The 13,153-nt window shown below is 64.2% G+C and carries 11 protein-coding genes and 1 other RNA gene; 2 read left to right on the top strand and 10 right to left on the bottom strand.

Annotation, left to right across the window (positions count from 1 at the left end):
• Window positions 1-5: 5 nt before the first annotated feature.
• The 10 genes from ftsW to rsmI form a co-directional block, all read right to left on the bottom strand.
• Complete coding sequence (gene ftsW / locus BLR92_RS01455; protein WP_089724797.1) at window positions 6-1,184, bottom strand: putative lipid II flippase FtsW; 1,179 nt, start codon at window positions 1,182-1,184, stop codon at window positions 6-8.
• Window positions 1,181-2,578, bottom strand: coding sequence for a UDP-N-acetylmuramoyl-L-alanine--D-glutamate ligase (gene murD / locus BLR92_RS01450; RefSeq protein ID WP_089724796.1), 1,398 nt, complete (start codon window positions 2,576-2,578; stop codon window positions 1,181-1,183). Before murD ends, ftsW begins: the two co-directional genes overlap by 4 nt.
• A 15-nt stretch (window positions 2,579-2,593) precedes the next feature.
• Window positions 2,594-3,676 carry a phospho-N-acetylmuramoyl-pentapeptide-transferase gene (gene mraY / locus BLR92_RS01445; RefSeq protein WP_089724794.1) on the bottom strand — a complete coding sequence of 361 codons (1,083 nt, stop codon included), beginning with the start codon at window positions 3,674-3,676 and terminating at the stop codon, window positions 2,594-2,596.
• A 9-nt stretch (window positions 3,677-3,685) separates the two neighbouring features.
• Window positions 3,686-5,068 (bottom strand): UDP-N-acetylmuramoyl-tripeptide--D-alanyl-D-alanine ligase, encoded by a 1,383-nt coding sequence (locus tag BLR92_RS01440; protein WP_089724793.1) that lies wholly within the window; start codon window positions 5,066-5,068, stop codon window positions 3,686-3,688.
• Window positions 5,065-6,603, bottom strand: coding sequence for a UDP-N-acetylmuramoyl-L-alanyl-D-glutamate--2,6-diaminopimelate ligase (locus BLR92_RS01435; protein ID WP_089724791.1), 1,539 nt, complete (start codon window positions 6,601-6,603; stop codon window positions 5,065-5,067). Before BLR92_RS01435 ends, BLR92_RS01440 begins: the two co-directional genes overlap by 4 nt.
• Window positions 6,587-8,311, bottom strand: a complete 1,725-nt coding sequence (locus tag BLR92_RS01430) for a peptidoglycan D,D-transpeptidase FtsI family protein (protein ID WP_089724789.1) — start codon at window positions 8,309-8,311, stop codon at window positions 6,587-6,589. The genes BLR92_RS01435 and BLR92_RS01430 overlap by 17 nt, the downstream gene beginning before the upstream one ends.
• Window positions 8,308-8,631: a cell division protein FtsL gene (ftsL, locus tag BLR92_RS01425; RefSeq protein ID WP_089724787.1), complete on the bottom strand. Its 324-nt coding sequence runs from the start codon at window positions 8,629-8,631 to the stop codon at window positions 8,308-8,310. The genes BLR92_RS01430 and ftsL overlap by 4 nt, the downstream gene beginning before the upstream one ends.
• Before the next feature lie 8 nt (window positions 8,632-8,639).
• Entirely contained in the window at window positions 8,640-9,599 is a 960-nt protein-coding gene (rsmH, locus tag BLR92_RS01420) for a 16S rRNA (cytosine(1402)-N(4))-methyltransferase RsmH (RefSeq protein ID WP_089725936.1), read from the bottom strand.
• A 33-nt stretch (window positions 9,600-9,632) separates the two neighbouring features.
• Window positions 9,633-9,981, bottom strand: an RNA gene (gene rnpB / locus BLR92_RS01415) — RNase P RNA component class A.
• Between the two features lie 35 nt (window positions 9,982-10,016).
• Complete coding sequence (gene rsmI, locus BLR92_RS01410) at window positions 10,017-10,871, bottom strand: 16S rRNA (cytidine(1402)-2'-O)-methyltransferase (RefSeq protein WP_089724785.1); 855 nt, start codon at window positions 10,869-10,871, stop codon at window positions 10,017-10,019.
• A 121-nt stretch (window positions 10,872-10,992) separates the two neighbouring features.
• Between rsmI and BLR92_RS01405 the strand changes: the two genes are divergently transcribed.
• Complete coding sequence (locus BLR92_RS01405; protein ID WP_089724783.1) at window positions 10,993-12,783, top strand: penicillin-binding protein activator; 1,791 nt, start codon at window positions 10,993-10,995, stop codon at window positions 12,781-12,783.
• A complete protein-coding gene (locus BLR92_RS01400) occupies window positions 12,770-13,138 on the top strand; it encodes a YraN family protein (RefSeq protein WP_089724781.1) in 369 nt (122 codons plus the stop codon). Before BLR92_RS01405 ends, BLR92_RS01400 begins: the two co-directional genes overlap by 14 nt.
• Window positions 13,139-13,153: the final 15 nt, after the last annotated feature.

Here is a 13,153-nt window from a genome sequence, read left to right as displayed (position 1 = left end):
GTGACTCACTTTCCGGGCGCTCCTTGCGTGGTTTTCCTGGTAGGCGCCTTGACGGGACGCAACCGCCGGGTCTCGATATCGACGCGCAGCAGCAACGCCACCATCACGCAACTGACCACCAGGCTAGAACCACCATAACTCAATAGCGGCAGCGTCAGCCCCTTGGTTGGCAGCAACCCGGTACTCACCGCGATATTGATGAACGCCTGGGCACCCAGCACCAGCGCGATACCGTAGCTGAGATAAGCGGCGAACGGCAATCGCGCCAGCTCCGCGCGGCGGCCGATGACCAGCGCGCGATACACCAGTAGCGCAAACAACCCGATGACCGTCACCGCGCCGACCAGCCCAAGCTCCTCGGCAAGCACCGCGAAGACGAAATCGGTATGCGCCTCGGGCAGGTAAAACAACTTTTGTACGCTATCGCCCAGCCCCAGGCCGAACCAGTGGCCACGGCCAAAGGCGATCAGTGCCTGGGTTAGCTGATAGCCGGAATCGTACATGTCGGCCCAGGGGTTGGCGAAGCTGGTAATGCGTTCGAGACGATAGGGCTCGGCAATTGCCACGTAGCCCCCCAAAGCCACGACGGCGATCATCAACAGGATAAAACGCATCAGCGGCGCGCCCGCCAATAGCAACATACCCATGACACAGGCGGTCATTACCACCAAGGCACCGTAATCGGGCTCGAGTATCAGCAGGCCACCCAGCGGCAGCATGATCGTCAACGGCTTGACGAACTCCCACCAGTGACGGCGCACGCCCGGCAGGAAGCGTTCCAGGTAACCCGCCGTGTAAACGATCAGGAACAGCTTGGCCACTTCGGAGGCCTGAATGTTGATTGGTCCCAGCGGAATCCAGCGCTTGCTGCCATTGACCTCCGTCCCGACCACCAGCACCAGTACCAGCAGCAGGAAACCCAGCAGCAGCAACCAGGGGCCGTTGGCATGCCACCACGACAACGGAAAACGTATCGCCACCGCCGCGATTGCCAGTGCAATACCGATGTAAGCCGCATGACGGACACTGTAATAGAAAGGATTGCCGGTCAGCGCAGCGGCTATTTCGGTCGAGGCCGATGTCACCATCACCCAGCCGATCGCCAGGATCGCCAGGCTCGCCAGTACCAACCAGGCGTCGAACGGCTTGCCCGCGGTCGACACACGCTGCGCCAAAGCCTTCATGGCCTCTCCCCGTTGTTCGCGGCCAGGTAACGCTGCACCCAGTCGCGGAAGTTATCGCCACGCACCTGATAGTTGGGAAACTGATCGAGGCTGGCGCAAGCGGGCGACAACAGCACGCAATCGCCGGGCTCGGCAATCGTCGCAGCGCGCTCGAGCGCGCCTCGCAGGTCATGCGTGCGGGTCACCGGCAACTCGCCATCGAGCAACGCCACCAGGCGCGGAGCATCGCTACCGAAGACGATGGCCTCGCGAGCATGCTCGACCAGCGGTGCCATGAGCGGTGTGAAATCGGCGCCCTTGCCCAATCCGCCACCGAGCCAGATCAGGCGGCCCTCGAGCGTCGCCCCCAATCCGGCAATCGCCGCCAGGGTAGCGCCGACATTGGTGCCCTTGGAATCGTTGACCCAGCGCACGCCATTACGCTCGCCGATCAGTTCACCACGATGTGGCAAACCGCAAAAGCGCGCCAGTACCCGGCGCATCGCCGCGAACTCCAGGCCCAGTTGCGTGCCCATCGCCAGTGCCGCCAAGGCGTTCGCCTGATTATGCCGACCGGGCAGGCGCACCTCGCCAGCCGCCATCAGAGGAGTTTCACCGTGCATCAGCCAGGGTTCGCTGCCATGGCCCACGTCACGATCGGCGATGCCCCATTCACCGGCCCGAGGCGGTTGCGCGGTGAAGTACGCAACGGGTAGCGAGGGATCGTCGGGCCAGGTCAGCGGATCGTCGCGATTGACCACGCCGTGGCGAGCGCCACGAAAAATCCCCAGCTTGGCATTACGGTAGCCGGCCATGTCGCCATGACGGTCGAGATGATCCTCACAAAGATTGAGAAACGCAGCGGTTTCGGCGCCAAGGCACGGCGTCGTTTCGAGCTGGAAGCTGGAAAGCTCGAGCACGAAGAGTTCGGCGTCGGGTTGCTCGGCCAGCAGGTCCAACGCCGGCGTGCCCAGGTTGCCGCCCACTGCGACACTACGCCCCGCTTCGCGGGCCATCTCGCCGAGCAGCGTGGTGACGGTGGATTTGGCATTGGCCCCAGTGATCGCGGCGATCGGCGCACGACACTCGCGGACGAAGAGCGCCATTTCACCCACGATTTTTGGCTCGCCCGAAGCCGCGAGCGTGCGCTTCCACAGACCCTCCAGCCCCGGCGTCTGGGGGTCGATGCCGGGGCTGAGCACCACCTCCTTGGCTTGGCTAATATCGAGCGAGGTAAGCGAACCGCAGTGCACAACGATGCCGGGATGCGCGGCACGAAAATCGTCGAGGCCCGGCGGCGATATCCGGGTATCGGCGACCATGAACGGCACGCCCTGGCGCGTCAGATGGCGCGCGATGGCGCGCCCCGAGATACCCAGACCGACGACCAGCGTCACTCCAGCGGGAACGATCATGCCAGCCCCGCCACGTCAGCGAATCTTCAGCGTGGCAAGGCCCATCAACACCAATACCACGGTGATGATCCAGAAGCGCACGATCACGCGTGGCTCCGGCCAGCCCTTGAGTTCGAAGTGGTGATGCAGCGGCGCCATGCGGAAGATGCGCCGCCCCGTGAGCTTGTAGGAGCCCACCTGCAGGATCACCGAGACCGTCTCCATGACGAACACGCCGCCCATCACGAACAGCACGATTTCCTGGCGTACGATGACCGCGACCACGCCCAGCGCCGCGCCCAACGCCAGGGCGCCGACATCGCCCATGAAGACCTGGGCCGGGTAGGTGTTGAACCATAGAAAGCCCAAACCCGCGCCGGCGATGGTGCCGCAGAAAACCGCCAGCTCCCCTGCGCCCGGAATCATCGGAATATGCAGATATTCGGCGAATACCGCATTGCCGCTGGCATAGGCGAATACCGCCAGCCCCATGGCCACCATCACCGTGGGCATGATCGCCAGGCCATCGAGGCCATCGGTGAGATTGACGGCATTGGAGCTACCGACAATCACCAGATAGGCCAGCACGATATACACAAAGCCGAGCTGTATGACGACTTCCTTGAACAGTGGCACGATCAGACTGGTTTCGACCGGGCTGGCGGCAGTGACATACAGCACGACAGCGGCGCCGATGCCGATCGCCGACTGCCAGAAATACTTCCAGCGCGCCGGCAGCCCGCGTGGGTTCTTCTCGACCACCTTGCGGTAATCGTCGACCCAACCGATGGCGCCGAAGCCCAGCGTGACGATCAACGTAAGCCACACGTAGTAATTGTCCAGATCGCCCCACAGCAAGGTACTGATCGACATGGCGACCAGGATCATCGCCCCGCCCATGGTCGGGGTGCCTGCCTTGGAGAGATGCGATTGGGGGCCGTCGTCACGTACCGCCTGGCCGATCTGACGTTCCACCAGACGGCGGATCATCATCGGCCCCAGCCACAGACACAGCAGCAGCGCCGTGAGTGTGCCCAGGATCACACGCAGGGTCAGGTAGTTGAAGACAGCGAAGGCGCTTTGAAATTGCGCCAGAAATTCGGCCAGATAAAGCAGCATGTGTTGCGTTCACCTTGATACATCCGCGCGCAGCTCAGTAATCAGTCGCTCCATACCGGCGCTGCGCGAGCCCTTGACCAGCACGCTGGCCCCTGACGGCAGATGGTCATGGGCATGGCGCAAAAGCGCCTCCCAGTCCTCGAAATGACAGCCCCGCTCGCCGAAGGCACGAGCCGCCGGCTCTGCCTCGGGTCCCAGGGTGCCGAGAAAGTCGATCCCCAATTCTTGTGCGTACCGCCCAACCTCGGCATGCAATCCAGCGGACGCCTGCCCCAATTCTCCTATGGCGCCGAGAAAGCACCAATGCGGGGCGGGCATCTTCGCCAACGCCTCGAGTGCCGCTTTTACCGCACCCGGGTTGGCATTATAGGTATCGTCGAGCAGACGACTACCACGTGGCCCCTCGATCAGCGTCAGCCGCCCGGGAATCGCCTGGATCGCCGATAGCCCGGCTACCACCTCAGCCGCCGGCAAGCCCAGCGCCAGCGCCGCCGCTGCCGCTGCCAAGGCGTTGCGCACGTTATGCAGGCCCAGCAGCGCCAATTGAACCTGACCCAGTGCCTGGCCATCACGCACAAGCGTGAAAGCATAGCGCCCGAGGCTATCGCAGGCCAGATCGCGAGCGTGGATTCGTGCCTGCTCGGTTAAACCGAAGCTCAGCACATCACGGTTGCCGGCAAGACGTTGCCAGAACGGGTAGAAGGCATCGTCGCGATTGAGCACCGCGACGCCATCCGCCGCCAGCCCGGCGAGGATCTCGCCCTTGGCCTGGGCGATCCGACCCATGCCGCCGAATTCGCCGACATGCGCGCCGGTCACGTTGTTGATGACCGCCACCTGCGGTCGTGCCAATGCCACGGTCCAGGCGATCTCGCCAATATGGTTGGCGCCCAGTTCTACCACCGCATGGCGATGGCGCGACGACAATCCCAACAGCGTCAACGGCGCGCCGATATCGTTATTCAGGTTGCCACGAGTGGCGAGCGTAGCACCGCGACGCTCGAGCAGCGCGGCCAGCATCTCCTTGACCGTGGTCTTGCCGCTGTTGCCGGTAATCGCCGCCAGCGGCCCGCCCCAGGCCAGGCGTCGCGCCTGGCCCAACAAACCCAGCGCCAGGCGGGTGTCGGCGACCTGCAATTGCGGCAACGCATCGTCGACCGGGCGCGAGACGATCGCCGCCGCCGCTCCCGCCTCGCGCGCCTGATCGAGAAAATCGTGAGCATCGAAGCGTTCGCCAACCAGCGCAACGAAGACGTCGCCCGCTCGCAGCGCCCGGGTATCGGTGACGATACCCGCGACCACGCGATCCTCGATCGCCAGCGACACGCCCAGCGCCGCGGCGATAGCGCCCAGGCTATCCAGTCCGCACGTCTTCGCGACCGATTCGCTCATGAGTTCACCTGGCGAGCGTCCAATGCGGATTCGGCGCTACGCACATCCGAGAACGGATGGCGCTGTCCGTCGATTTCCTGATAATCCTCATGGCCCTTGCCGGCAATCAGAATCACGTCATCGGCGCCGGCCTCGGCGACCGTACGGGCAATCGCCTCGCCACGGCCATCGATGCACCAGCTACGCTCGAGCGCCTCTGGCGATAGTCCGGCAAGCACCTGGTCGCGAATCTTCGCGGGCGTTTCGCTGCGCGGGTTATCGTCGGTAATCACCAAGCGGTCGGCCAATGACTCGGCGGCAGCGGCCATCAGCGACCGCTTGCCGGTGTCCCGATCACCACCGCAACCGAACACACACCATAGCTGCCCACGGCGACCATCGGCGTTCGCCAGATGTGCGCGCAGGGCCTGCAGAGCGTTGCCGAGCGCATCCGGCGTGTGCGCGTAATCCACCACCACGCTAGGCGCATTGGGGCGCGTGACGACCTGCATGCGCCCCGGCACCGGCGTCAATTCACCGGCGGCCTGACACAGTGCGTCGATGTTCTCGCCGAGCCCCAACAGCACGGCCATGGCCAGCAGCACATTGTCGAGATTGAAGCGCCCCATCAGCGCAAGCTCGAGTACGCGTTCGCCATCCGGGGTGGCGATCAGTGCACGCTGTCCATCACCATGCGGCTGCCAGTCGATCACGCGCAGCGTCGTCGCCTGCTGCTCGCCGCAAGCCAGCACGCGCACCCCATCGGGCAGGCCGGCGAGCATCAATCGCGCCAGCGGATCGTCGCCGTTGACCACCGCCAGCTTGAGTTCGCGGCGCTTGAAGAGCCGCGCCTTGGACGCTGCATAGGCAGCCATGCTGCCATGATAATCGAGATGGTCACGAGACAGGTTGGTGAACGCCGCCGCGGTGACACGACAACCCGACAGACGCTCCTGCTCGAGCGCGTGCGAAGAGACTTCCATGGCCACGCGCTCGATGCCCTGGGCGGCCATCGCGCCGAGCGCGGCTTGCAGTTCCAGCGGCCCCGGCGTGGTCAGGCCACTCTCGACGAGTCGGCCGGCGCGCCCCCAGCCAAGGGTGCCGATCAGCCCTGCGGGCCGGCCGAGCGCCTCCGAGAGCGCGGCGAAATAATGCGTTACCGAACTCTTGCCGTTGGTGCCGGTAACGCCGACCAGCTCGAGGCTCTTGGGTACCGCGAATAACAGCCGACCCAGTTCGCCCAGCACATGCTCGAGGCCGGCCAGACGCAACACGCGAGGGTCTTCGGGCAGGTCGATGCCTTTCGGCACGCCGCCATCCGATGTCACATCGGTCAATACCAATACCGCGCCGTCATCGAGTGCCTGAGCGATGAAGCGTCGGCCATCGACGTTCACCCCGGGTAAGGCAACGAAAACCGCCGGCGCGGCGCTGTCACCAATGGCCCGGCTATCGCGGCATAGCGCCAGTCGCTCGGCGGGAAGCTCTTCCGGCAGCACGATATCGGGCCACAATGTGGTCAACGCATCGAACAGACCTTCACGACTTATCAGCATCACCCATCGCCTCCTGCTTATCGGGAAGAACGTCGAGCAGGCGCAGTGCCTTGCCCACGACACGCGCGAATACAGGCGCAGAGACCAGCCCACCGTAGTATTCCTGGCCCTTGGGATGGTCGATCATCACCACGGTGACGATGCGCGGATCCGACACCGGCGCGATACCGGCGAACAGCGAACGGTAGGCGGATGTCTGATACCCCTCGCTGGTCACCTTGCGCACCGTGCCGGTCTTGCCGGCAATTCGGTAGCCCGGCACCGCGGCACGCGAACCGCCGGCACCCGGCTGCACGATCTGCTCGAGCATCAGCAACAGATTATCGGCAATACGCTCGGACATCACACGTTTCCCGTCGGCAGGCTCGGAGAGCTCGAGCAGCGATGCCGGTAGGCGCTTGCCATCGTTGGCAATGGCCGTATAAGCGCTGGCTAGCTGCAGTGCGGAAACCGCCAAGCCATAACCGTAAGCCATCGTCGCACGCTTGCTCTCCGACCAGTTATAAGGTACCGGCAAGCTGCCGCTCGCCTCGCCAGGGAAACCGGTACCCGGCACTTGTCCTAACCCCAGTTCATGGTAGCGATTCCATATCGCATCGTTGTCCAGTTGCAACGCCACCCGCGACATGCCGACGTTGGAGGAGTGCAGCAGAATACCGCCCATCGTCAGCTTGCCGTAATTGCGGAAGTCGCTGATGGTGTACTTACCGTCCAGGCGCATATAACCCGGCGAGGTATCGACGATGGTCTCCGGGGCGAACTTGTCGGTAGCCAGCGCCGCCGACATCGCCAACGGTTTCATCACCGAGCCGGGCTCGAAGACATCGGTGACCGCCTGATTGCGTAGCCCCTCGGCGTCGAGTTCAGAACGATTGTTGGGGTTATACGACGGCACATTGGCCATCGCCAGCACCTCGCCATTGCGCGCATCCATCATCACCAGAGTGCCGCCATCGGCGTTATGCTCGTTGACCGCCGCCTTGAGTTCGCGATAGGCCATGTATTGCAGGCGCAGGTCGATCGCCAGGGTCAGATCGCCACCCGGCTTGGCTTCCTCGATCAGGCGCAGATCCTTGACCAGCCGATCCTTGCGATCCTTGAGCACGAGGCGTTTGCCGGGATCGCCGGCGAGATAACTGTTATAAGCGAGCTCGAGCCCTTCCTGGCCCTGGTCATCGATATTGGTGATGCCGACCAATTGCGCGGTGACCTCGCCGGAGGGGTAATAACGCTTGTATTCGTGTTTGCCGTAGACACCGGGCAAGTGCAGATCGAGAACCTGCTGGGCGGCGACAGGCGTCATGCGCCGCTCCAGATACATGAACTCGTGCTCGGCGTAGAGCTCGATCCGCTCATTGAGAGCGTCGAGCTCGACACCCAGCGCCTTGGCCAGCATCAGGCGCTGAATGCGGTCGTCGGGCAATTGCTGGGGGTTGGCCCACAACGTGACCACCGGCGTCGAGATCGCCAAGGGGTCGCCGTTGCGATCGGTGATCATGCCGCGATGCGCGTCGATGGCTTCCACACGCAACGTGCGCGCATCGCCCTGATCCTGCAGAAACAGTCGATTCAGCACATGCAGGTCGACGATTCGCCCTACCAACAGGGCCAGCGCGGCCATGACGATGAAGACCATGAAACGGTAGCGCCCGCTACCCAGCGGAGCCATTTCCGAACGGGTCGGCGAGCCCTTGCGACGCTGACTCATGGACGAATCACTTCGACATCGTTGATATCAGGCACCTGCATTTCCAGACGTTCTCGAGCGAGGCGTTCGATACGCGACGGCGCCGACCAGGTACTCTCCTCGAGCAACAGGCGCCCCCAGATCGTCTGTAGCTGGTCCTGCTCGAGTTCGAGTTGTTGCAAGCGGGCGTATTGCACCCGGGTAAGGTGCGCGCTGGTCGTTACCGCCAGCGCACTGACCAGTACCAGCCCAGTGAGCACTGCCACCCACAGCTGGCGCCACCCCAGGCGCAGCTTCAGCGGCCAGTTTCCTCGGGGCTTGATCTTCGTTCCCTGGGCCATGCCAATCCTCAGACGATCTTGCGCGCGGCGCGCATGACCGCACTGCGTGCTCGGGGGTTGTCGTCGACCTCGGCGGGGCCCGGGCGCCGAGCCTTGCCCAGCGTTTCCAGCCGCCGCGTCAGTTGATCATCGCGAATCGGCATGCCACGCGGCAAATGCGTATCGCCACGCACATGATCGCGAATGAAGCGCTTGACCCGACGATCCTCGAGCGAATGAAAACTGATCACCACCAGATGACCGCCGGGAGCCAGCGCTTCCAATGCGGCAACCAAAGCGGCGTCGAGTTCCTCGAGCTCACGATTGACATGAATACGCAGCGCCTGAAAGGCCCGCGTGGCGGGATGCTTGCCTTTCTCCCAGGCGGGATGCGCCGCCTTCAACAACTCGGCAAGCTCGTGAGTGCGGGTGATCGGCGACTGCTGACGGCGCTCGACGATGGCCCGTGCCATGCGCTTGGCGAAGCGCTCTTCACCGTAGGTCTTGAAGACCCAGGCGATATCGGCTTCCTTGGCGCGCGCCAACCACTCGGCGGCGCTTTCACCGTGCTCGGGGTCCATGCGCATATCCAGTGGCCCATCGCGTAGGAAGCTAAAGCCGCGCTCGGGATCGTCGAGTTGCGGCGACGACACGCCGATATCCAGCAGGATCCCGGCGAGGCGGCCGTGCACGCCCTGGGCGCGGGCGATCTCGCCAAGCTGGCTGAAGGTGTCGGCATGTATCGAAAAACGCGCATCGTCGATGCGCCGCGCCTCGGCCAGCGCATGCGGGTCGCGATCGATGGCCAGCAGGCGAGCGGCGGGACCGAGCCGCTCGAGGATGGCGCGCGAATGCCCACCTCGCCCGAAGGTGCCATCCAGATAGACGCCATCGATTGCATGGATCAACGCATCGACGGCGCCGTCGAGCAGCACGCTGGCATGGCGATAGTCGGCGGACGAAGGCGAAGCGTTGACGCGATGCGGCATGCAATTCTCGGACACGACGATGAAAGAAATGAGGATGGGAGCCGGCCGTTAAGCCGGGTTCTGTCGTGGACAGCCATTCATCTAGGCCCAGCGTCACCACTGGGCTCAAGCAACCTACCCGCCCCCACTGCGGGCCACAGCGTCGGGGGCCTATTCGGTCTTGCTCCGGGTGGGGTTTACCATGCCACGCACTGTTGCCAGGCGTGCGGTGCGCTCTTACCGCACCCTTTCACCCTTGCCGGCAGCTTGCGCTGCTTAGGCGGTCTACTCTCTGCTGCACTTTCCGTCGGCTCGCGCCGCCCAGGCGTTACCTGGCACCCTGCCCTATGGAGCCCGGACTTTCCTCCCCCAGCAAGCTGGCGGCGACTGTCTGGCCGACTCCCAAGCGCGCAAGAATAGCAGTGCCTTAGATGCCCCTCAACCGTCGTCCTTGAGCGACAGTGCCTGTGCGTACCAGGACTTCTTGCGCCCACCGAGCAGTTTCGTCGCCACGCTGGCGGCCTGCTTGACGCCGACCCCCTCGTCCAGCAGCGCGCTCAGCAGCGCCACGCCGTCTACCGTGGTCGTTTCGTCTTCGCGCGGTGGCGCGCCGGCGACCATCAACACGAACTCACCGCGCGTTTGGTCGGGGTCCTCCTCCATGCGCGCGAGCAGGTCGGACGCCGTCCCATCGAGAAAGGTTTCGAAGGTCTTGGTCAGTTCGCGGGCGAGCACCACCCGACGATCAAAGAAGCTGGCGGCGATATCCACCAGGGTATCGCGGATACGATGCGGCGACTCGTAGAACACCAGGGTCTCGTCGCGCTCGCATAGCGCATCCAGGCGGGCGCGACGAGGCCCACTCCTGGCCGGCAGAAAGCCGACGAACAGGAAACGGTCGGTGGGTAGCCCGGCCGCGCACAGCCCCGCCACCAGCGCGCAGGGCCCGGGAATCGGCACGATCCGCGCGCCACGCTCGCGCAGCGCGCGCACCAGCACGAAGCCCGGATCGCAGATCAATGGCGTGCCGGCGTCGCTGACCAGCGCCACGTCGTCGCCGGCGTCGAGCCGCGCACCCAACTGATCCACGCGCCGCTCCTCATTATGCTCGTGCAACGATAGCATGGGCCGCTCGAGCCCCAGGTGACGCAGCAGCCGCGACGTGTGACGGGTATCCTCGGCAGCGATCAGCGCTACCTCGCCGAGCACCTTGGCGGCGCGTGGAGACAGGTCGTCGAGGTTACCAATCGGCGTGGCCACCACGTACAATGTGCCTTTGCTAGACTCGCTCATGGGTCGATCCCGGACGATAGAAGGTTGTGTGACGACGCTCACCGGCCAAGCTGGCCTCTCGTCAATCAGGGCCAGACCAGCACCAGAAAAATACAGGGCCAGACACAAGGAATGAAAACGTATGGATAAATCGCTGCGACGCCTGATCGGTGCCGGCCTGGTGGCACTACTCATGGCTGGCTGTGCCGGCCAGCAAGGCATGGTCGAGACACTGCGCGGTGGCCCCGAGCCCGCCGAACTGCTGGCCCAGGCCCAGAGCCAGAGTGGCCCCGAAGCAGCTCGCACCCGTCTCCAGGCGGCGGATATCCTAGCACGTCGCGGCGATAACGCGCAGGCCCTGAAAGTGGCCTCCGCCATCGATGCCAGCCTGCTCGGCGAGAGCGAACGCGTGCAATGGGCCTTGCTGCTGTCTCGCGTGGGGCTGGAGCAGGAAGATGGCTGGAGCGTCATTCAGGCGACCGCGTTGCTCGAAGACGATATCGCAATGTCGCGCGACGACGCCATGACGCTGCGCTATCGGCGCGGCTTGGCACTCGGCCTGGTCGGCGAAGCCCAGGATGCCGCCCGGACCCTGATCGACCTGCAGCGTGACGACGCGCCCTTCGACCTCAACGATGCCATCTGGCGCCAGCTTTCGCGGCTGCGTGGCCAGACCCTCGATCAACTGGCCAGTCGCGGCGACCCGCTTGCCACTGGTTGGGTCGAGTTGGTGCGACTGCAACGGCGTAACGGCGGCGATATTTCCGGGCTGTTCGCGCGCATCGACGAATGGCGCGCCCGCTACCCCAATCACCCCGCCGCTCGGCGTTTGCCGTCGAATCTACAGGCACTGAGCGAATTGCGCGGCCAGGACGTGCGCCATATCGCGGTATTCCTGCCCGAATCCGGACCGTTGGCCAACGTCGCCCAAGCCATCCGCGAGGGCATGCAGGCACGCCACATGAACGCCCTCGATCAAGGCGAGCAGACGCCACGCCTGAGCTTCTACGATGCCAGTCGCGGCACTCTCAACACGCTCTACGCGCAGGCCACCATGAATGGCGCCCAGGTCGTCATCGGCCCACTCGACAAGGACAAGGTCTCGCAACTGGAGCAACGCGACAGCGTGCCGTTGCCGACCCTGGCGCTCAATTACGGCACCGCGCCCAGCAACAAGGCCGACAATCTTTTCCAGTACGGCCTATCCGCCGAGGACGAGGCCCGCCAGGTTGCCAAGCGCGCCTGGCTCGATGGCCATCGGCGCGCCGGCATGCTGGTCCCCGACAATGCCTGGGGCGACCGGGTCGCCGACGCCTTCCGCGACGCCTGGCTACAACGGGGCGGCAGCCTGGCGGCCGTGACCAGTTACGATCCCGAAGCCTCGGTATCCAGCTCGGTACGTCAACTGCTCAACGTCACCAGCGAGCGTGCCCAGCGCGACATGGACATGCTGTTCCTGCTCGCCTTGCCCAGTTACGCGCGCCAGGTACCACCGACATTGGCGTTTTACTATGCCGACGATCTGCCGATCTATGCCACTTCGCACCTCTACGAAGGTCGCCCGCAACCACGCGCCGACCATGACCTCAACGGCGTTCAGTTCATCGAAATACCCTGGATCGTTCCCGAGGCCGCAGTGGGAGGCGAGAATGCTCTGCCCTTCTTCGAAAGCTACCAGAAGCTTCGCAGTGCCGGTGAACCCGCCCTGTTCAAGCTCAAGGCCATGGGTGTCGATGCCTATGAGCTCGCCCGCCGCTTGCCGCTGTTCGAAGCCGCTCCGGGCACCGAGTTCTACGGCGCCACCGGCGCGTTGAGCGCATCGTCGGATGGGCGCATTCACCGTGACCTGCCCTGGGCGGAATTCACCAACGGCGTGCCGCAACCTCCGCTACGCGATGTACAGAAGATCATGTTCGGCAATGGCTCGCTCTAGCGACGCCCGTGCCCGTGGCGAAGCGATCGAACGCGCCACGGAAGTCTGGTTGCAGGCCCAGGGCCTGCAATCGGTCGATCGCAATCAACATGCCAAGGGTGGCGAACTCGACCTGGTCATGCGCGAGGGCGAGACCCTGGCGTTCATCGAGGTGCGTCATCGCCGCGACTGTCGCCACGGCCATCCGCTGGAAACCGTCAACGTCACCAAGCAGCGTCGCCTGATCCAGGCGGCGCGTTTTTATCTGCTACGCAAAGGGCTATCATGTCCGTGTCGCTTCGACGTGGTCGGTGTCACCGGCACTCCGCCGCAATTGGAGTTCACTTGGGTGCGCGCCGCCTTCGACGCGTTCTGATCGCTAAGGGACCAA

Source organism: Modicisalibacter muralis (assembly GCF_900102945.1).
Taxonomy (GTDB): domain Bacteria; phylum Pseudomonadota; class Gammaproteobacteria; order Pseudomonadales; family Halomonadaceae; genus Modicisalibacter; species Modicisalibacter muralis.
The sequence above is the reverse complement of the archived record's forward strand: the minus strand, read 5'-3'. Positions and strand labels throughout refer to the sequence as shown.